General features: G+C 61.5%; 22 protein-coding genes. 10 read left to right on the top strand and 12 right to left on the bottom strand.

Features of this window, described 5'->3' with window-relative positions; translation table 11 throughout:
- Window positions 1–159: 159 nt before the first annotated feature.
- Window positions 160–933, bottom strand: a complete 774-nt coding sequence (locus DK871_RS26110) for an L-iditol 2-dehydrogenase (protein ID WP_161907176.1) — start codon at window positions 931–933, stop codon at window positions 160–162.
- A gap of 255 nt (window positions 934–1,188) precedes the next feature.
- On the opposite strand from DK871_RS26110, the gene DK871_RS26115 reads away from it, so the two are divergent.
- The 3 genes from DK871_RS26115 to DK871_RS26125 all read left to right on the top strand — a co-directional run bounded on the left by DK871_RS26115 (window position 1,189) and on the right by DK871_RS26125 (window position 4,281).
- Window positions 1,189–2,106 carry an AraC family transcriptional regulator gene (locus tag DK871_RS26115; RefSeq protein ID WP_161907177.1) on the top strand — a complete coding sequence of 306 codons (918 nt, stop codon included), beginning with the start codon at window positions 1,189–1,191 and terminating at the stop codon, window positions 2,104–2,106.
- Window positions 2,107–2,284: 178 nt separating this feature from the next.
- Window positions 2,285–3,235: a nucleoside-specific channel-forming protein Tsx gene (locus DK871_RS26120; protein ID WP_161907178.1), complete on the top strand. Its 951-nt coding sequence runs from the start codon at window positions 2,285–2,287 to the stop codon at window positions 3,233–3,235.
- Between the two features lie 14 nt (window positions 3,236–3,249).
- Window positions 3,250–4,281, top strand: a complete 1,032-nt coding sequence (locus DK871_RS26125) for a purine nucleoside permease (RefSeq protein ID WP_161907179.1) — start codon at window positions 3,250–3,252, stop codon at window positions 4,279–4,281.
- A 146-nt stretch (window positions 4,282–4,427) separates the two neighbouring features.
- Here the strand turns inward: DK871_RS26125 and DK871_RS26130 are convergent, their stop codons facing one another.
- The 6 genes from DK871_RS26130 to DK871_RS26155 all read right to left on the bottom strand — a co-directional run bounded on the left by DK871_RS26130 (window position 4,428) and on the right by DK871_RS26155 (window position 7,759).
- Window positions 4,428–5,387 carry a zinc-binding alcohol dehydrogenase family protein gene (locus tag DK871_RS26130; RefSeq protein ID WP_161907180.1) on the bottom strand — a complete coding sequence of 320 codons (960 nt, stop codon included), beginning with the start codon at window positions 5,385–5,387 and terminating at the stop codon, window positions 4,428–4,430.
- 28 nt (window positions 5,388–5,415) lie between these two features.
- Window positions 5,416–5,589: a DUF1427 family protein gene (locus DK871_RS26135; protein ID WP_014718843.1), complete on the bottom strand. Its 174-nt coding sequence runs from the start codon at window positions 5,587–5,589 to the stop codon at window positions 5,416–5,418.
- Between the two features lie 69 nt (window positions 5,590–5,658).
- Window positions 5,659–6,435, bottom strand: coding sequence for a helix-turn-helix domain-containing protein (locus tag DK871_RS26140; protein WP_161907181.1), 777 nt, complete (start codon window positions 6,433–6,435; stop codon window positions 5,659–5,661).
- Window positions 6,436–6,550: 115 nt separating this feature from the next.
- The gene (locus tag DK871_RS26145; protein ID WP_019816816.1) at window positions 6,551–6,721 is read right to left on the bottom strand and encodes a putative metallothionein; all 171 of its coding nucleotides are present in this window, start codon (window positions 6,719–6,721) and stop codon (window positions 6,551–6,553) included.
- An 89-nt stretch (window positions 6,722–6,810) separates the two neighbouring features.
- A complete protein-coding gene (locus DK871_RS26150; RefSeq protein WP_161907182.1) occupies window positions 6,811–7,266 on the bottom strand; it encodes a DMT family transporter in 456 nt (151 codons plus the stop codon).
- A gap of 4 nt (window positions 7,267–7,270) precedes the next feature.
- Window positions 7,271–7,759: a DMT family transporter gene (locus DK871_RS26155; RefSeq protein WP_161907183.1), complete on the bottom strand. Its 489-nt coding sequence runs from the start codon at window positions 7,757–7,759 to the stop codon at window positions 7,271–7,273.
- Window positions 7,760–7,877: 118 nt separating this feature from the next.
- Between DK871_RS26155 and DK871_RS26160 the strand changes: the two genes are divergently transcribed.
- The 3 genes from DK871_RS26160 to DK871_RS26170 all read left to right on the top strand — a co-directional run bounded on the left by DK871_RS26160 (window position 7,878) and on the right by DK871_RS26170 (window position 9,684).
- Window positions 7,878–8,810, top strand: coding sequence for a LysR family transcriptional regulator (locus tag DK871_RS26160; RefSeq protein ID WP_161907184.1), 933 nt, complete (start codon window positions 7,878–7,880; stop codon window positions 8,808–8,810).
- Between the two features lie 140 nt (window positions 8,811–8,950).
- Window positions 8,951–9,310, top strand: coding sequence for a type II toxin-antitoxin system Phd/YefM family antitoxin (locus DK871_RS26165; RefSeq protein WP_256677529.1), 360 nt, complete (start codon window positions 8,951–8,953; stop codon window positions 9,308–9,310).
- A complete protein-coding gene (locus DK871_RS26170) occupies window positions 9,307–9,684 on the top strand; it encodes a type II toxin-antitoxin system VapC family toxin (protein ID WP_003191983.1) in 378 nt (125 codons plus the stop codon). The genes DK871_RS26165 and DK871_RS26170 overlap by 4 nt, the downstream gene beginning before the upstream one ends.
- Window positions 9,685–9,711: 27 nt before the next feature.
- On the opposite strand, the gene DK871_RS26175 is transcribed toward DK871_RS26170, so the two are convergent.
- On the bottom strand, window positions 9,712–11,031 hold the full coding sequence (locus DK871_RS26175) for an Nramp family divalent metal transporter (protein WP_161907185.1): 1,320 nt from the start codon (window positions 11,029–11,031) through the stop codon (window positions 9,712–9,714).
- Between the two features lie 42 nt (window positions 11,032–11,073).
- Window positions 11,074–12,627: a DUF726 domain-containing protein gene (locus tag DK871_RS26180; RefSeq protein WP_161907186.1), complete on the bottom strand. Its 1,554-nt coding sequence runs from the start codon at window positions 12,625–12,627 to the stop codon at window positions 11,074–11,076.
- Window positions 12,628–12,913: 286 nt separating this feature from the next.
- Here DK871_RS26180 and DK871_RS26185 point away from each other — a divergent pair, with 286 nt between their 5' ends.
- Window positions 12,914–13,909: a GlxA family transcriptional regulator gene (locus DK871_RS26185; protein WP_161907187.1), complete on the top strand. Its 996-nt coding sequence runs from the start codon at window positions 12,914–12,916 to the stop codon at window positions 13,907–13,909.
- Between the two features lie 111 nt (window positions 13,910–14,020).
- Window positions 14,021–15,220, top strand: coding sequence for an NAD(P)/FAD-dependent oxidoreductase (locus DK871_RS26190; protein WP_161907188.1), 1,200 nt, complete (start codon window positions 14,021–14,023; stop codon window positions 15,218–15,220).
- A 152-nt stretch (window positions 15,221–15,372) separates the two neighbouring features.
- Here DK871_RS26190 and DK871_RS26195 read toward each other — a convergent pair whose 3' ends face one another.
- From DK871_RS26195 to DK871_RS26205, 3 genes are all read right to left on the bottom strand, one after another.
- The gene (locus tag DK871_RS26195) at window positions 15,373–16,563 is read right to left on the bottom strand and encodes a sugar transporter (protein WP_161907189.1); all 1,191 of its coding nucleotides are present in this window, start codon (window positions 16,561–16,563) and stop codon (window positions 15,373–15,375) included.
- Window positions 16,564–16,675: 112 nt separating this feature from the next.
- Window positions 16,676–17,038 (bottom strand): type 1 fimbrial protein, encoded by a 363-nt coding sequence (locus tag DK871_RS26200; RefSeq protein ID WP_161907190.1) that lies wholly within the window; start codon window positions 17,036–17,038, stop codon window positions 16,676–16,678.
- Between the two features lie 87 nt (window positions 17,039–17,125).
- Window positions 17,126–18,124, bottom strand: coding sequence for a bile acid:sodium symporter family protein (locus tag DK871_RS26205; protein ID WP_116665457.1), 999 nt, complete (start codon window positions 18,122–18,124; stop codon window positions 17,126–17,128).
- A gap of 85 nt (window positions 18,125–18,209) precedes the next feature.
- Between DK871_RS26205 and DK871_RS26210 the strand changes: the two genes are divergently transcribed.
- Both DK871_RS26210 and DK871_RS26215 read left to right on the top strand, forming a co-directional pair.
- Window positions 18,210–18,998, top strand: coding sequence for a helix-turn-helix domain-containing protein (locus tag DK871_RS26210; protein ID WP_161907191.1), 789 nt, complete (start codon window positions 18,210–18,212; stop codon window positions 18,996–18,998).
- Between the two features lie 92 nt (window positions 18,999–19,090).
- Window positions 19,091–19,522 carry a hypothetical protein gene (locus DK871_RS26215; RefSeq protein WP_161907192.1) on the top strand — a complete coding sequence of 144 codons (432 nt, stop codon included), beginning with the start codon at window positions 19,091–19,093 and terminating at the stop codon, window positions 19,520–19,522.
- Window positions 19,523–19,837: the final 315 nt, after the last annotated feature.

The raw sequence follows: 19,837 nt of genomic DNA on the forward strand, positions 1-19,837 counted from the left end.
ACTTTGCCGCTTTTGCAAAGTGAGCCGCCGTCAGGGCGGAACCCTAAGTGGCCGTTACCTAAATAACGGATATGTACGCGGTCAAATCCAACATCCCGGTCGGCTGTCAGGCCGTCTTCGCAGGCAAGCCAGCTCCCACAGTTGGGTCAGCGTCAAACACTAGTTCATCCAATTGCCGCCATCAACGTTATAGGTCTGGGCCACCACATAGTCGGCTTCCGTCGACGCCAGGAAGATCGCCATGCCACTCAGGTCTTGCGCGGTGCCCATCCGCCCAAATGGCACCTCATCGCCTACACGCTTTTTCTTCTCGCCAGGCGCCAGCCCTTCATGCCTGGCGAACAACGCATCCACTCCATCCCAATGCTCGCCGTCCACCACACCAGGGGCGATGGCATTGACATTGATGCCTTGCTTGATCAGGTTCAACCCCGCCGATTGCGTCAGGCTGATCACCGCCGCCTTGGTCGCGCAGTAGACCGCCACCAACGGCTCACCCCGCCGCCCGGCCTGGCTGGCCATGTTGATGATCTTGCCGCCATGCCCCTGGCGGATCATCTGTCGGGCTGCGGCCTGCAGGGTGAACAGGGTGCCGGCGACGTTGATCGAGAACAGCCGTTCAAAGCTGTCGCGGGTGATGTCGACGATGGGGGCCAGGTCGAACAGGGCGGCGTTGTTGATCAGGATATCGAGCTTACCGGCGTGGCTCACCACTGTGGCGATGGCCGCGTCGATGGAGGCTTGGTCGGTAACGTCCATCGCCACGGCGTAAGCGTGGGCGCCCAGCTCGTCGGCGGTGGCTTGGGCCTGTTGCAGGTTGATGTCCGCGATGGCCACGGTGGCGCCTTCAGCGATGTAGGCCTGGGCAAACGCACGGCCAATGCCCCGCGCCGATCCGGTGATCAGCGCGCTTTTGCCTTCGAGTCGTTTCATGGGAGGGTCCTGTAAAGATGATTGCCGGTAGCCGGTGAGCGTCGCCGAGAACAGCTTGCCGACCTTTGTTGTTGAGCTTCGATTACAGCAGCTTGGCCTGCCATCTCACAAACGACTGGCGAAGGCTCGGCTGATACTTTTTTAACCTGTGACGCAGGATCAAAAAAGTATCAGCCTCAGGCGAAACCGGGGCTAGCGCACTGATTGCCAGTGCGGGTATTTTGGGAAAATTGCACCACCACAAGAGGCAGCACCATGCCCATCAGCCCCGCCACCCTGTTCGAGCACCGCCCTGCGGAACTTGAGGTGATCCTGCCCGAACCGGAACATGGCTTTCGCTGGTTCGAACATGACTACCCCTATGAATTGGCGCGCTGGAACCATCACCCTGAATTCGAAATCCACCTGATCCGCCAAGGCAGCGGCAAGCTGGTGGCGGGTGACTATATCGGTGCATTCAGCGCCGGGCATGTCGCGCTGATCGGCCCTGGCCTGCCCCACGACTGGATCGGCGAACTGGCCCCCGGCGAACGCCTGCACGGGCGCGATGTGGTGCTGCAATTCGACGGCGCCGCCCTGCTTGCCCTGCGCAAGACGTTGCCGGAACTCGGCCAGTTACAGGCGTTGTTTGAACAGGCGCGACGCGGCCTCGAATTCACCGGAGCAACCGCCACAAATGCCGCCAGGCTGATGGAGGCCATCGGCAACGCCCATGGTCTGCAACGCCTGACCCTATTCCTGCAACTGCTCGATACGTTGAAGAACGCCCCGCCCTCACAGGCCAAAACCCTGGCCAGCCCTTGCTACGCACCGGCCCTGGACGCGCGCAGTGCCCAACGCATCAATAAGGCGTTTGACTACCTGATGCAGGAACTGACGGGCGATGTACGCCTGTCGGACATCGCCCGGCAACTGGATATGAGCGAACCGGGCTTTTCGCGGTTCTTCAAGCGCAACACCGGCCACGGCTTTATCGACCTGATGCGCAAGTTCCGCGTGCAGCGTGCCTGCCGCTTGCTGTTGCACAGCCAGATGTCAGTGGCGGACATCTGCTTTGAGGTGGGCTACGCCAACCTGTCGAATTTCAACCGCCACTTTCGTATCGAAATGCACCAGACGCCGAGTGAGTACCGGCGGCAGGCGATGTTCAATCCCATTGCCCCACCGGCATGACAGGAACCCCACTGTTTTCCTGACCAAAGCGTCGGCAAATTCGTCTTTTTTCTAAACAGTTCAAGCCATTGACCCAAGTTGGTACAACCTGTGCAAACGTTTGCGGAACGAACTTGACCGCCAAGTTCATGCCTCCCCGTCGAATCGGGTTTAAACCGCGTAAGAATAAGGACTTTCAATGCACCCCACCTCAAAGCCTCGCGCTTGTCTTGGCGTTTCGTTGCTACTGGCCGCCGTTACGGGAGTACTCAGTGCACCCATTTTGGCGCAGGAAAAGCCCGTGGATGACTCAGCACAGGGCGAAACCCTCAGCCCTGAAGCCAACCCGCCGGCGAAAAAAGGCGTTTATTTGTCCGAGTGGTTCAACCAGGACCTTACGCTGATCGGCAGCAAAGACATCAGTTTCGGTCCCAAGCCACAGGATGACGTCTACCTGGAATACGAGTACTTCGGGCGCAAGGGCCCCTTTGAGTTGTACGGCTATATCGATGTGCCGAAGATCCTCACCATCGGTAACAGTAATGACAAAGGCGTGTGGGACCAAGGCTCGCCAGTGTTCATGGAGCATGAACCGCGGATCTCCATCGACTACCTCGCAGGACGCAGCCTGGCGATCGGCCCGTTCAAGGAATGGTATGTGGCCTTTGACTGGATCTACGACCACGGCAGCCGCAAGGAAAACCGCGCCAACACTCTGTACAGCGGCCTGGGCACCGATATCGACACCCACTCGCGGGTCAACCTGTCGGCCAATTTCTACGGGCGCTACCAGTGGGAAAACTACGGCGCCAGTAATGAGTATTCCTGGGACGGCTACCGAGCGCAGATGAAGTACATCGTGCCCATCGGCAAGTTCGACAACGGCGCCTCGCTGACCTACATCGGTTTTACCAACTACGATTTTGGCTCGGAACTGCACAAGGACAACCCGGCGCGCACCGCCAACTCTCTGGTGGCCACCAACGTGTTGCTGTACTCGTTTACCCACCTGCGTTTTACCCTGGTCGGCCGTTACTTTCACAACGGCGGCAACTGGGAGGACGGCAGCGAGTTGAATTTCGGCGAAGGCAACTTCCGCGCACGCTCAGACGGCTGGGGTTACTACGCCGGCGTGGGCTACCAATTCTGATCAAGGAGCTGTAGATGAACACATTGACCCGTGTCTCGCTGGCCGTCGGCCTGGCCCTATTGCCTCACGTGGTGCTGGCGGATAACCCGCCACCGATCAAGCCCAAGGTGATGCTGATCACCATGTTTGCCCCCGAGGCGCAGACCTGGATCGACCGCCTGGAACTTAAACAAGAAGTGCGCGTACCGGGCCTGTCCGCCGAATACCCGGTGATTCGCTGCAACACCCAGGACGTGTGCCTGCTGGTGACCGGCATGGGCCAGACCAACGCTGCCGCGTCTACCTTGGCCCTGGCCTTGTCGCCCAAGTTCGACCTGCGCCAGAGTTACTTCCTGATCGCGGGGATCGCCGGCATCAACCCCAAGCACGGCACCATCGGCACCGCCGCCTGGGCTCATTACCTGGTGGAGTTCGGCACGCAGTGGGAGCTGGATTCACGGGATGCCCCCAAGGACTGGCCGACGGGCTATACCGGGATCAACACCAAGGGCCCCAACGAAAAACCCCCGTTGGACTACAAGACCGAAGTGTTTGAGCTCAACCCCAAGCTGCAAGCCAAGGCGTTTGCCTTGTCGCATAAGGTGGAACTGACAGAAAGCACAGAGTCCGCCGCCTGGCGCAAACATTACCCCGCCGCCCCGGCCAACCAACCGCCGCAAGTCATGCGCTGCGACACCCTGGCGGGCAACACCTGGTTTTCCGGCACGCGGTTGAGCGAACGTGCCGAGGTCTGGACCCAGTTGCTCACCGACAACAAAGGCGAATACTGCACCACTCAACAAGAGGACAACTCCACCTACGAAGCGCTGCTGCGCGCCAGCCGCGAAGGTTTGGTGGATATCCAGCGCCTGGCCGTGGTGCGCGCCGGCTCCGACTTTGACCGGCCTTATCCGGGCTACAGCGAGGTAGACAACCTGCTCAAGTATGCGGACCAGGGTGGTTTTGTACCGGCGCTGGAAAACCTGTATCGCACGGGTAATCCGTTGGTCCAGGCGATTGTGCAGAACTGGTCGGTGTGGAAAAAAGGCGTTCCCGAAACCGAATAAAGTTCAACACTGTGGGAGCGGGCTTGCTGTGGCGAGCAAGCTTGCTTGCGCTGGGGTGCGTAGCGCCCCACAAAAAAGCCGGCTCCAGCTGCGCTGTCGAGCGGGAGCAAGCTCCCTCGCCACAGCAAGCCCACATTTTGATCCCATCAAGGCAGGAAGATGATTTTGTCCGGGCTGCCGCTGTTCACTTCTGCATAGCACTGAACACCCTCCACCAACGCCACTTCACGCAACCCCGTAGGCAGCGGCAACAGGCCTTCATCAAAGAAGCGCCCAAACGCCTCCAACATCACCGCGCATTGTTCGCAGTTATAGAGCAACGAGTTAACCCCCACCACCGAACCACCCTTGCGGTACAGCGCCAGGGCCGGTAACTGCACGTGGCCGTCAACCGGGGCGGCGATGATGGCGATGCGGCCGAACGGTGCCAGCCCTGCCACCGCGGCAGGCAGCCAGAAACCGGTGGTGTCAAAGATCACGTCGGCACCGCCCTTGAACACCGCCTGCACTTGCGCGCCCAACGCCTCTGGCTTGCCCAAGACAATCGCGTCCAACCCTTGAGCCTGCAACAACTCGAACTGATCGGCCTTGCGCACAGCCGCCAGCACCTGCGCGCCGCGTATCTTCGCCAGCGCCAGCGCCGCACTGCCGACCGCGCCATTAGCGCCAATCACCAGCAAGCGCGTGCCCTGGCCAACGCCACAGCGTTCCAAGGCATCCCAGGCGGTGGTATAGGGCACGCCGAGGCTGGCCGCCTGGGCAAAGCTCAAATGCGCGGGTTTGTGCGCCACGCCCTTGGCGGATACGCGCAGGTATTGGGCATGGGAACCGTCAGCGAAAAAACCCAGGTCGCGGCCGGTGCCCCAGACTGCCTGGCCGAGCAATGCTTGCGGCCCCTCCACCACCACGCCGGCAAAGTCACGCCCTGGGATGCGCGGCAGCGTGGTGTAGGGGAAGCGGCCAAGCACGTTTTTCACGTCGCTGGGGTTCAGGCCCGCAGCTTTAATCTGCACCAGCACCTCACCGGCGGACGGCACCGGCACGGGCACCTCCACCAGGCTCAGGTTGGCAAGGTCGCCGGTGGCGGTAAATTGCAGTGCGTTCATCGAGGGCATCCGTCGAAGGGAAAAGGGATCAGGACAACCAACCACTGACCAACTGCCGCGCCATGGGCCAGAGTTTTTCGCCGAGCAGCATGCCCATCAGGCCGACCAGTGCGATAGCGGGCGGCGCCGGTGAGCGGAAGTCCAGCGCGCCGTAGATCACGCCGACAAACAGGCCGATGGCCAAGGAAATCAAATAGCTCATGAAGGCTGCGCCCGGTGGATTGATGGGCTCAGTCTAGGGCGCGCCTACCGTGGGTATCGGCCAAGTGCTTCAGGATTTCGGCCAACCCCCGTACTGGGACGGCGACACGCCCAGTTCACGTCGGAACATGTCACTGAAGCTGCTGGGCGAGTAACCCAGAGTGCGCGCTATGCCGCTCACCGACTGGCCCTGGATCAACTCCGCCGCCGCCGTAGCCAACTGCACCTGACGGCGCCACTGGGCAAACCCCATGCCCAGGTGCTGCTGGAACAACCGCGCGAGTGTGCGCACACTGGCGCCCGCCGCCTCGGCGTGCTGCTCGAACGGGATGTCCAGGGAGGGCGACGCCATGACCGCCTGGCACGCATTGATCAGCCGACGATCCGCCGCCACCGGCATGGCAATGCGAATAGACGAGCGACATGCGCGTTGCAACTCCAGCAGGGCCAGGCCCACCACAGCCTCATAGTAGGCCGCATCGCCGTGATCGCCCTGTTCCACCAAGGTCACGATCAACTCCCGCAACAAGCGGCCCACTTCGATCACCTGCACCTGGCTGTCCAGCGTCGCCGCCAACGCCGGGCGCAGGTAGATATTGCGCATCTGCAAATCGGAGACCACACGGATCCCGTGTTCCACCCCCGGCGGCAACCACACCGCGCGCTGGGGCGGCACCACCAGGGCTTCGCGGGGCGTCTCGACCCACATCACACCGCTCATGGCGTAGAGCAACTGGCCCCAATCGTGACTATGCGGCTCTACGTACAACCCACGCGGGTAGGTACGCGCCAACGGTTGTACGGGAACGGCGTGATCACTGAGGTCGGGGGGCGCGGCCAGGGCCATGGCGGGTACACATCAATCAGGGATGAGCCACCATGGTAAAGACTGGTTGCCGGCAAGCGAACTGTTTTTACTCACCCTGCAGGCGCCGGGTGCCCGGGCCTGCAGGTCAATCCTGTCAACCGTGAGCGGACTTGGCGCATTCGCAACCCGTCGCTGCGGCGCAGGGCTCGCCGTGTGCATGGTGCTCGGCACAGCCCTGGCAGCAATAGCCCTTGCCGTCTTTCATGATTGCGTCAGCGCCCAATACACATTTGCAGTGAGGGCAAGCACAGGTTTGATCTGGCATGGTCAGACTCCTTTTTTCATGGTCGTCCGGTGCGGCGAGCGCCACACCTTAAGCAGTGACCCTGAGCAAGCAAGCATGGTTCAGCGCCGTCAGTCGGCCCGGCGGCTATTGCTGCGGTACATGAACACCAACGCCAGGGCGAGCAACAGCATGGCGAGGATACGGCTGCCCGACAGCTCGATCGCCGGGTTGCCCAGCCAGCCGAAGTTGTCAATCAACATGCCCATGCCCAGTTGCCCGACAATCACCGCCACCGTGGCGACGGCCGTGCCGACCACAGGCACCGTGCCGACCATCACCATCATGTACACCACGCCAAACAGGGCACCGGTCAATTGCCACTTGGGCACCTCCAGCAGGCTGACGGCCTGGGCCGGTTCGAAGAAAAATATCAACAGCGCCGTGGTCAGCGCGCCCACCGCGAAGGTCAGCAGACTGCTGCGCAATACCCCTACAGTCTGGCCCAGACGCCCATTGATAGCGGCCTGCACACTCAGCACCGCCCCCGCTGCAATCACCACCACCAACAACATAAACAGGTTCATCACCTTAACCCCGTGCAATCAGAATCAATGCCGCCACAATCAACGCCAACGCGATCCAGCGCTCACCATTGACCCGTTTGCGCGCCGTGCCGAACCAGCCGAAGTGGTCGATCAACACACTCTTGCCCACCTGGCCCGAGAGGATCGCGATCATGGTCATCGCGATGCCGATGTGCGGTGTGGCCAGGGTTAGCACCACCACGTACATCGGCCCCAGAAACCCGCCGATCAACTGCCAGCGCGGCAGTTGCGTGAATGCCGGGCCCTTTTGCGGGCCGCTGAACAGCAGCAGTAAAAACAGAATCGCCGTGCCTACGCCGAAGATGCTCAACGTCGCCCATAAATGCCCGACCTGCGCGCCCAATGGCCCGAGCAACCCGGCCTCCACCGACAGGCCCATGCCCGTCAGAATCACCAACGGCAACAGCAGCAGCCGTAGAAGGTTGTTGCTCGGCCTGGCCTGCGCCAGCCCCTCGGTAGAACGTGCCTGCATACATCACCCGCGTATCAAGAAAGAAAAACATGGCGCGTATTATCCGGTGGCCGTGCTGTGCGATAAATGGGAGTATGCGGACAACACCTTTGCGCAAAACGCACAGCCTGGAGAGATGATGCAGGGCTTGAATGAACTGAGTTTCAAGGCGCTACGCCTGTTTGTGGCCGTGCTGGACCAGGGCAGCTTTTCCGAAGTGGCCCGCCGCGAAAGCCTGGCGCCCTCCTCCATCTCGCGGCAGATTCAACTGATGGAACAGGCCGTCGGCCAGCAATTGCTCTACCGCCATACGCGCGCCGTCAGCCCCACCGAAGCCGGCCGTCTGCTGGGCCGCCACGCACGCTTGCTACTGGAGCAACTGGAAACGGCCAACCAAGCCCTGCAGGAGCAAGACAGCGAACCCAGCGGCCTGGTGCGCATCAACGCGCCAATGGCGTTTGGCCAGCGTCACCTTTCACCTTGGCTGGGAGGGCTGTGCCGGCGCTACCCGAAGCTGCAACTGGATATCCAGCAGACCGACACCTTCGTCGACCCGCTGCAAGATGGCACCGACCTGCTGTTTCGTATTGGCGTGCTCAATGACTCGGGCATGCAGGCGCGCATCTTCGCGCCGCAACGTTTTCGCATCGCCGCCAGCCCCGCCTACCTGGCCCAGCACGGCACGCCGCGCCACCCCGACGAACTGGCCCACCACCACTGCCTGGCCTACAAAGGCATCACCGGCCAGCAGCGCTGGTTCTTCCGCCGCGGCCAAGGCGACTGGACAGCCTACAGCGTCAGCGGCCCCATCACCGGCAACCACGCCGACACCCTCACCCACGCCGCCGAACAAGGCTTGGGCCTGGTGGTGTTCCCGTCCTGGCTGATTGGCGAAAGCCTGCGCGCCGGGACCTTGCAGGCGGTGCTAGGCGAATACGAGGTTGCAACAACCCTGGAGCCCCAACAGATCGCCGCGCTGTGGCCGGGCAGCAGGAGGCTGTCGTTGAAGGTGCGCACGGTGATCGACTATTTCGTGGAGTGTTTTGGTGCGGTGCCGTATTGGGATCGGTGACGGATGTTGGCGCTGCTGAACGGCGCCAGTGAAGGAATATTCCTAGTAGGAAAAGTAGGTCCGTTCTGATTTTGGGGGCCAGTATTTCTGGGGACGGTGCGCTGGGGCAGACTTTAGCCAAATTTATTTGGAGAGACGTCATGGTCACTACGTACCACACACCATCCCGCGCTGAACGAGCGGCCGCCACCAGTGGTCGTGCCATCTTTGATAGCGGTCGTAGTTTTGGCTATATTTGGCCAAAACATGGAGAAGACCTCATGATTACCGTTGCCCTCGGTGAGGCAAAAAACAACCTGTCCAAACTGGTCGATGAAGCCGCCGCTGGCAAAATCATCACTATCGCCAAACATGGTCGCGCAATGGCGCAGCTCGTCCCGCTTGGTAAGTCCAAGGGCCGGCGAATTGGCGCAATGAAGGGCGAGTTGACCATTCCTGAAGACTTCGACGCCCCACTCCCCAGCGATCTCCTGGATGCCTTTGAGGGCAGTCATTCATGAGGCTACTGTTGGATACCCATATCCTGCTATGGGCACTCAACGATGACTCTAAACTGTCCGGCAAAGCCCGCAAGCTGATAGAAAACGCCGCCGAAATTTACGTCAGTGCGGCAACATTTTGGGAAATGGCAATCAAGGTTAGCTTGGGAAAGCTCGCTGTGGACCTGGATAAAATTCGTGAATACTGCCTGGAAAGTGGCTTCGTCGAATTACCCATCAGCCTGGAGCACGCCATTGCCGTCAGGGATCTTGAACATCATCACAAGGATCCCTTCGATCGGCTGATCATTGCAACAGCCATGACTGAACCGATGAAGCTATTGACTGCTGACCCAGAAGTTGCCCAATACACATCCTTGGCCATCTTGGTGTAGGCACTGCCTCGGCAATGCACCCCAATGTCAGAACAACCACTGCCCAATCAACCACGCATTCGCCCCACTGATCACCGTAAACAGAAACCATGCCAGCAGCCGCGTGGGCAGCCGGTTGACGAACGGCCCCATCAACTGCTTGTCGCCGGTCATGCGGATCAACGGGTACAACGCAAAGGGCAACTGCAGGCTCAGTACCACCTGGCTGAGAATCAGCAGCTTGCCGATGGCATCGTCGCCCATCAGCCATACGCCAAGAAACGCCGGGATCAGCGCCAGCCCACGGGTGATCAGGCGGCGCTGCCAGCAGGGTATGCGCAGGTTCAGGTAGCCCTCCATGATCACTTGCCCGGCAATGGTGCCGGTAAAGGTCGAGCTCTGGCCCGAAGCCAGCAAGGCGATACCGAACAGGATGCTGGCGAAAGCACCGCCGACCAAGGGGTCGAGCAGGTGATAAGCGTCCTGGATTTCCACCACATCGGTATGGCCGGTCTTGTAGAAGGCCGCTGCCGCCAGCACAAGAATCGCGGCGTTGACCAATAGCGCCAAGGCCAGGGAGCCGATAGTGTCGATACGCGCCAGCTTGACCGCGTCCTGTTTGCTCGCCAGGTCTTTGCCGATCAGGCGGGTCTGCACGATAGAGGTGTGCAGGTAGAGGTTATGGGGCATGACCGTGGCGCCGAGGATGCCGATGGCCAGGTACAACGGCGCCGCATCGCTGATGGCCGACAGTGACGGGGTGAAACCGCTGAGCACGTCTGGCCAGTAGGGTTTGATCAGCACCAATTCGATGAAAAAGCACACGCCGATGGTGGCGACCAGCGCTAGCATGATCGCTTCCAGACGGCGAAAACCACGATTTTGCAGGGCCAGGATCAACAGCGTGTCGAAGGCAGTGATGACAATGCCGGTGGTCAGCGACACCCCCAGCAACAGGTGAAACGCCAGGGCGCAGCCGAGCACTTCGGCAAGGTCGGTGGCGATGATGGAGATTTCTGCCAATACCCACTGGGTACGAGCAGAGCGCTGGCTGTAGCGCTCACGGCACAGTTGCGCCAGGTCCTTGCCCGTGGCGATGCCCAGCCGCGAACACAGGCACTGCACCGCCATCCCCGCCAGGCTAGCCAGCAGCACAACAAACAACAGGCTATAGCCGTAGCGTGAACCGGCTTCAATGGCCGTTGCCCAGTTGCCGGGGTCCATGTAGCCGATGGAGATCAGCAGGCCGGGGCCAGCAAACATCAGCACCCGTTTAAAAAACGAAGCCTTGGGGTCAACAGCGACAGAGCCGGCCACTTCCGGCGGGCAGAACGGGGCGGTGGCGATTTTCGGCAGGCTGAATTTCACGCGGTATTCCAGGCAAATACACAAGACTTGGGCAGCAGCTTATCAGTCGGACGCGACCGTGCGCATCACCGTGTCCCGCGGCAGGTCAAACGCTTCCACCACTTGCACCACCAGGTCCAGCTCCTGGTTAAGCGCCTCGCGCTCCATGCGTTGGCGAATCACGCCGATCACCAGCACCGCCAAGGTTGTGATCGAATACGCCGGGCCGGAAAACGCCCGAACACCGCTGACCAGCAACATCGCCGCAGCCAGCGCCTGGCCCACTACCGGAATGGCCGTGGCCGCACCGCGTCGCAGGATAAACCCGGTCAGCCCGGCCAACGCCGTGCCGCTCAAGGCTGCGGTAGCCGAACGGCCCACATCCAAGCGGTTGAACAACCCCTGCTCTTTTTGTGCAGCGGCCTGGAGCTCGGCCTCGAACGCCTGGCGATCAGCGCGGCTGAGTTTGTCCTTGTACTGCTCGATCAGTGTTTCTGCGACCTGCCCTTCGATCTCTGCCAGCGCCACATGCTCAAGTGGTGGGTCGAACTTGATGCCCAGGCGTTGCGCCACGTCTTCGGCAATCTGGCGATAGCCCACGCCATGTCCACGCGCCAGGTTCATGAAGCTGTCGCCGCCCATGCGCTGCAACTCAATGGCCAGTTTCAACGGTTCGCGCACACTGGCATCAATCGCGGCACTGCGCTTTTGCGCCATCAGTTCGGCAAGAAACTTCAGCTCCTCCGGCCGCGCTTGCACCAATGCCGGGTACAGGTCCACGTCCGCTTCGGCAAACCGCACGTCACTGCTGCGCGAGTCCACACGGATCATGCCGCGCCGCTCCTGCAGCAAATCGGTGTACTGCACCACCGTCTTCAACTGCGGCCAATAAGCGGCATGATCGAAGCTGGCCAGGTGCACATTGGTGACCTTGGCCTTGAGCGCGGGCGTCACGTCAATCGCATAGCGGCCAATGCAACGCTCGGTATCGGGCTTCATGGCCAGCGCCCAGTCCTTGCTGGAGTGGCAGTTGATCAGCCGCCCCTTCAGCGGCGCCGACACCTCGTCCCAGGGGCTCGAGGTACAGATCGCCCCGCCCATCAACAACAGGTTATTCAACGGCAGTTCGCGAGCGATCTCGGGGCTGGCCAGCAGGCTCTTGACCAGAATGCGTGCGCCCAGGGAATGGCCGATCAGGTTGATGCGCCGCACCGGCAGCGCCTGATTGTGCAGGTAGCCAGCCAGTTCTGGCAACAAGGTCTTGGCCACTTCATCGACCCGCGCCTCGACGCTTTTGTAATGGTCAAGGAAATAGGCAATGGCCTTGCCCACGCCCACTGTCGCCGCGCCCAGGCCGCCACCGCCGAGCAATGATGCGAGCACGTCCTTGAACGGTGCAAACAGGTTTTCCAGAAAATGCCCTGCCGGCCAGAACAGCATCAAGTTGGTCGAGCCTTCGATACCCGCCAATTGCTGCTTGAAATTGCCCAGTTGCTGGCGGTTGAAGAACGCCGAGTAACCGTGAACATAGAGATTGAGCACATCCCCCTGGGGCTCGCCACACAGGACGAACGTAGGCTTGCGGGTGCGGTGCATTTCATCCCACTGGTGTTGCATAGAGCGGCGACTCCGGGTGACGGGATGGCGATAGTAACAAACAGAGGCGATCAGCAAGGTGAATCCTGACCGACGTTTGCAGAAGGCCTTGGCCAAAACACTGTTCAACCAAGACCAAACGCTATGCGACTGCTTAAACTGACTGGCGGGACATGGTAAAACAGGGCCCAGCCCCTTCACCGGAGACCGCCACCATGACAGGCAAACTTGAACAAACCGAGCAATTGAGTGTGGTCATGGGCGCAAACTTCTGCACCTTGAGCCAAATTGAGCAACTGACCAGCGCATGACCGCACTCTCCCCGCTTGGCCAACCCCGCACTCTGGTGTTCCTGACCTACCCGCACATGGGCCTGCTCGACCTGACCGGCGCGCAGACGGTGTTCTGGGCCGCGACCAAGGCCATGGCCGAGCGCGGTTTGCAAGGTTATGTGTTGCACAACGCCAGTCTGGCGGGCGGGTTGATGCCAACCGCCGAAGGCTTGAGCGTCGACACCGTGGCTTTGGCGCAGTTGGACCCAGCCACCATCGACACCCTGGTGGTACCCGGCGCGCCCGCCATTGAGCAAGCCATGCTGGACAACACTGCGTTGGTGGACTGGCTGCGCAACGCCTCCGGTCAGGCGCGACGTACCGCCTCGGTGTGCAGCGGCACTTTTTTGCTGGCGCTGGCGGGCTTGCTGGAGGGGCGCCGCGCGGCAACGCATTGGGCAATGTGCGAGCTGCTCAAGCAACGCTTCCCGAGCATCGAGGTCGACGTGGACGCGATCTTCGTGCAGCAAGGCCAGGTGTGGACCTCAGCGGGCGTCAGCGCCGGGATCGACCTGGCGCTCGCGCTGGTAGAGGCCGATTGCGGGCGCGAAGTGGCGCTGCAAGTGGCACGCGAACTGGTGGTGTTCCTCAAGCGCCCCGGTGGCCAGGCGCAGTTCAGCCAGGTACTGCAAGCGCAAACCGCCGACAGCGCCGGCTTTGACGCGCTGCATGCCTGGATCAGCGACAACCTGCGCGACAGCGACCTCACCGTCGAACGCCTGGCCGCTCAGAGCCATATGAGCCCACGCAACTTTGCCCGGGTCTACAAGCAGAAAACCGGTCGCACCCCGGCCAAGGCCATCGAACTGTTTCGCATGGAAGCGGCGCGCCGCATGCTTGAAGACTCCCAGCGCAGCATCGAGCAGATCGCCGGGCTGTGCGGGTTTGGCGACGAAGAACGCATGCGCTGCACCTTCCACCGCCACCTGGCCATCTCACCCCGCGACTACCGCGAGCGCTTTTCCCGCTAGGCCGGCGGAGCTGGCAGTCATCCAGGGTTATCTGTCCTTTCGGACAGGCCCTGCTGCTTTTACAGTGATCCGGCAATGCCTTGCGGCTTACCTGGTCTCTGGAGCAACCCCATGAAACAACATATTCTGATTATTGGCGCCGGGTTCGGTGGCGTGTGGAGCGCCTTGAGCGCGGCTCGGCAACTGGATAAACACGACCGCAACGATGTGCGCATCAGCCTGCTCGCCCCCCAAGCGGAACTGCGTATTCGCCCGCGGTTCTACGAGCCCGATGTGCATACCATGCTGGCCCCGCTCGATGCGCTGTTCGACGCTGTGGGCGTGACCTTTGTGCAAGGCACCGCCGACAGCATCGACGCCACTAACAAGCAAGTGACCTACCGCAACGCGGCCGGCATCCCGGCCACCCTCGCCTACGACCGCTTGGTAGTGGCCGCCGGCAGCCGCTTGAATCGCCCCGGCATGGACGGCATTGAGCATGTGTTCGATGTGGATCAGATCGAAGACGCCGCGCGCCTTGAGGCCCATATCAAGGCCCTCAAAAATCTGCCCGACAGCCCGGCCCGCAATACCGTGGTGGTGGCCGGCGGCGGCTTTACCGGAATCGAGACCGCCACCGAAATGCCGGCACGCCTGCGTGCGGCACTGGATGAGACGGCCAACATCCGTGTGATCGTGGTAGACCGCGGGCCGCAGATTGCCGCGTCGATGGGCGATGGCATACGCCCCTCGATCATCGAAGCCAGCCAGGCACTGGGGCTTGAATGGGTACTGAACACCTCGGTGGCCTCGGTGGATGCCGGTGGCGTGACCCTGGCAGATGGGCAGCGGATTGAATCGAGCACCGTGATCTGGACCATCGGCTTTCGCGCCAACCCGCTGACCGAACAGGTGAGTGCCACCCGCGATCCCCAGGGCCGCCTGCACGTAGACGCCAACCTCAAGGTCAAGGGCCAGGCCGCCATCTTTGCCGCCGGCGACGTGGCCTACGCCGCCACAGACGAGCTGGGCAACTTCGCTGCCATGTCCTGCCAGCACGCCATCGCCCTGGGCCGCTATGCCGGCAACAACGTCGCCGCCGATCTGATCGGCGTGGCCCCTATGGCGTACAGCCAACCCAAATACGTGACCTGCCTCGACCTCGGCGCCTGGGGCGCGGTGTACACCGAAGGCTGGGATCGTCAGCTTAAACTGGTAGGCCAGGAAGCCAAGGAACTCAAACAGCAGATCAATAGCGTGTGGATCTATCCACCGGCGGCGGATCGGGCAGTAGCGCTGGCGGCGGCGGATCCGTTGATTCCGGTGGCGTAAGATCGAATCGTTCTGAACTGCGGGAGAGGCAGCCGCTGTAGGAGCGAGCTTGCTCGCGAAAAACGTCAACGATAACGCGTGCTTCCTGAATCAGCGCGGCGCCTATGAATTTTTCACGAGCAAGCTCGCTCCTACAGTTTGATCGCGGGGCGTCAGGTAGCCAGGGGCGCACCACCCTGCCCAAACCGCCGAATCGCCAGGCAATACCCCACCAACGCCAACGCCGCCAGCAAACCGCCCGCCGCGCCGATCCAGGCGAAGCCGAAGTGGCTGCCGACCCAACTGCCCATCAATGCACCACCGCCGATGCCGATGTTGTAGATCCCGGAAAACATCGCCATGGCCACATCGGTGGCGTCCGGCGCCAACACCAGCACCTTGGACTGCATGGCCAGGCCAAAGCCCATGATCGCCATGCCCCAGAAAATGCTCAGCCCCACCAGGTAAGACTCGGCACCGCTCAACGGCAGCATCAGCGCCAGGCACGCGGCGAGGATAGACACCGCGCCGATCACGAACAGGTGGGGGTTGAAACGATGCACCAGGCTGAACAACAACGAGCCGATGATGCCAGCACCACCGAACACCAGCAGGATCAGGGTCACGGCACTGCCGCCCAGGCCGGCGACGCCTTCGACGAAGGGTTCGATGTAACTGTAGGCGGTGAATTGCGCGGTGACGGTCATTGCGGTCAGCACGTAGAGCGCCACCAGCGCCGGACGCTTGAACAGCAGCGGCAGGCTGCGCAGGGAGCCGGAGTTCTGGCTGGGCAGCAGCGGCAAGGTGCGCGCCAGCCAGAACACCAGCGCGGCGGCGAACGCGGCGATCACCAGGAAGGTGGTACGCCAACCCATGGCCTCGCCCAACAGGCGGCCCAAGGGAATGCCCAGCACCATCGCCAGGGACGTGCCGGTGGCCAACAAGCCAAGGGCCTGCACCTGCTTGCCCTCTGGCGCCAGGCGCACAGCCAGTGAAGCCGTGATCGACCAGAACAACGCATGGGCCAGGGCAATGCCGACGCGACTGACCATCAGCAAGCCGAAACTCGTGGCGACGCTGGAGAGAATATGGCTGGCGATAAACAGGCCGAACAGCACGATCAGCAATTTGCGCCGTTCGACGTTGCGGGTCAGCAGCATCACCGGCAGCGAGGTCAGCGACACGATCCACGCGTAAATAGTGAGCATCAGGCCGACGCTGGCCACGGGCATGTCAAAGCTGGCTCCGATGGCGCTGAGCAACCCGACGGGGACGAATTCAGTGGTATTGAACACAAACGCGGCCAGCGCGAGGGCGATGACCGGTTGCCAGTTGGCTTGGGGGGTTGCGGCTGAAAGGCTCATTGACGGGCGCGGTACTCTGACGATGATCAAGCGGCCACCCAGGACAAGCGCCGCCGCCGAGCATTCTATAGGTTTCTCGCACCGCTGTTGCTGCGGATCGTCGCCCGACGACCTACGGCGAAGTCATGGTAATGATGTAGTTGCCTGACTGGATGAGCTTGCCGGAGCGGTCTACCAACACGTAACGCTGATCGTAATAGCGCCCCTCGCCGCTGTCCGCCACCAGCCGTACATGGGGTGCATCGACACTGACCACCGGCGCGACACTGCGCACCTCGATTCGGCTACCACGACTGGATTGGGCACAGCCGCGCAGTTCCATCACCGAACCGCTGCGCGCATTTGTCGCACACCCTGACTCGACAATGGCGCCGCTGAACCTGATGGTGCCCTGCCCCACGGTTTGTGCGGCGCCGCAGGTACTTGCCCACAGGCCCAGGAGGCCAGTCATTACCGCTACACGATGAACGTTCATGCCGACACTCCTTCTTGGGTTAGTTAAGAAGTCAGTCGTCGGCGCGCCGGTTAACTTGAGCTTATTTACCCGCCAATGAGAGGTGCGTCACGGATCCACCTGCCCCATCAACTCAGGAATGCTCTCTGGCCGCTGGGCATAGCGTTGGGCCAATGCCGCGCAGACCATCAACTGGATCTGATGAAACAGCATCAACGGCAGGATCAACACGCCCATGCTCGCCCCGGCAAAGAGCACCTGTGCCATCGGCACACCGGTCGCCAGGCTTTTCTTCGAACCACAGAACAAGATGGTGATGCGGTCCTCCTGGTTAAAGCCAAACGCCTTGCCCAGCAGCGTGGATGCCACCAGCACCAGGGCCAGCAGCACGCAGCACGCCACCACCAGGCCGCCCAGTTGCCACAGCGGGATCTGGTGCCAGATCCCTTCGTTGACCGCCTCGCTGAAGGCCCCATAGACCACCAGCAGAATCGAACCTTGATCGACGAATTTGAGCCAGGCTTTGTTACGTCCGACCCAGCCACCTATCCAGCGGCTGGCGACTTGCCCGGCGATGAACGGCAGCAGCAACTGCACGCTGATTTTGACAATCGCATCCACTGTGGAGCCGCCATCTCCGTGCACGTTGAGCAGCAGCGCTACCAGCAGCGGCGTCAGGAAGATACCGAACAGGCTGGACGCAGCGGCGCTGCAGATGGCCGCAGGGATATTGCCGCGGGCCAGGGAGGTAAAGGCAATCGCCGATTGCACAGTGGCCGGCAAGGCGCAGAGGTAGAGCATGCCCATGTACAGCTCGTTGCCGATCAACGGCGACAGCACTGGCTTGAGCGCCAGGCCCAGCAACGGAAACAGTACGAAGGTCAGGCTGAACACCAGCAAATGCAGGCGCCAGTGGCCGGCACCGGCGACGATAGCCTTGCGCGACAGCTTGGCGCCGTGCAGGAAAAACAGCAGCGCGATGGCCAGGTTGGTGACCCAGCCGAACGCCACGGCGGTCTGGCCGCTGGCGGGCAGCAGTGAGGCGAGGATCACCGTGGCGATCAGGGTAAGGGTGAAGTTGTCGGGCAGAAACCGGGGCCGGGTCATAAGCAATTCTTCCAGGGGTTGCCAAGAGCGTCGCGACGACTCTAACGTAACCACCTGTTACCGACTAACGCCAATGAGCCAGTAAATGCCGCCTAAAGGACATGAAAAAGCCGTTCGCCGCAGTGTCCCTGGGCTTTCCAGCTTGCCTAGGCCGGTGTACGGGCGCACTGAATCCTTGCCCAATCGGGCGCTGACGCGACGGCACAGTCATCCGTGGGTGCAGTTGTCCTACGCGATTTCTGGGGTATTGGAGATCCAGACCAGCGTCGGCCGTTTCGTCGCGCCGCCCCAGCGCGCGGTGTGGATTCCGGCCGGCATGCCCCATCGAGTGTTCAGTTCGCCCCATACCGAGATGCGCAGCTTGTACCTCGACTGCAGCGTCACCGCCTGGGCCGCCGAGCGTTGCCAAGTGCTGGAGGTGAGCAGTTTGTTGCGCGAGTTGATCCGCAACTTCAGCCAATTGCCGGTCGAATATACCGAGGACGGACCGGACGGACGCCTGGCTCAGGTACTGCTCGACCAACTCGCAGCCGCACCCCAGGTGGATTTGATGTTGCCGCTGCCTCACGACCCACGGCTGCGGCAGATCTACCGCAGCCTGAACCTGCACCCCGAGCAGCAGACCACCTTGGGCGAGTGGAGCCGCAAACTGGGGATCAGCGAAAAGACTCTCAGTCGGGTGTTCCTGAGTGACACCGGGCTGACGTTTCGCGCGTGGCGCCAGCGCCTGCGCCTGTTAAACGCCCTGCCCGCCCTGGAACAAGGCGAGCGGGTGACGGATGTGGCATTGGGCTGTGGCTATGAATCGACCTCAGCGTTTATCAATGCTTTTCGTCAGCAGTTCGATTCCACCCCCGGTGAATTCTTCCGCTGACCCTCCCTTGACGCAAATAATCCCCAAACCCACGCTCGGCTGGTATTGTGCCGCGCTTTGAAACACAGCAACCGACTGCGAGGAAATGGACGTTGAACACTGACGAAAAAATGACCGGGGACCTGTTCGAGGTTGATAAGCGCCTGTCACTCAAGCCCGTGGTGGACTTCAACGCCTACCTGCGCAGCGCCTTCGGCGACGGCCCTTGCACCTGCGTGCGCTGCACGGCCAACGGCGGCGATGAAAGCGGCTACGAGTTCCAGCACACCTTCACCTTCGAGGGTAAGCCCGTGCACCGCCGCTTCGCTTCGACGGCGGGTAGTGATGTGTTGATGGCATTGAAAAAGGCCTGGTTGTCGTACACCAAGGCCGAGCTGCCGCTCAGTGGTGTGTTGGCGCTGGATACGGTGAAGGAGTTTGTCGAGCCACAGCTGCACAAACGCCTGGCGCCGCTGTTTGTCGCCAGTGGGTTGGTCAAGGATATTGACGGCGAACTGCGCATCCAGCCGCAGGCCATGGCCTGACACAGGCTAAGGTCAGGGGAACACAACTTTCGAAGCAAAGAAGATCCAATGTGGGAGCTGGCTTGCCTGCGATAGCGGTGTGAAAGTCACTGCATCTGTTACTGCACGACCGCTATCGCAGCATAGGTTTCTACACAACTTTCTGGGCTATAGCAGCAGACGGTAACCACGATGCGAAGCGAGCCGCTCTTGATCTTGATCTGCTTGTGATCTTGATCTCAGGCGCCCCGTTAAACCCCGCTGGCCGGAATTCGACAGGGATTTGGGGGGTAAACCGGCAGGGATGCCGGTTTAGCCGCCCCGCGCCATGGATGG

The organism is Pseudomonas sp. L13, from assembly GCF_009935965.1.
Lineage (GTDB): Bacteria > Pseudomonadota > Gammaproteobacteria > Pseudomonadales > Pseudomonadaceae > Aquipseudomonas > Aquipseudomonas lactis.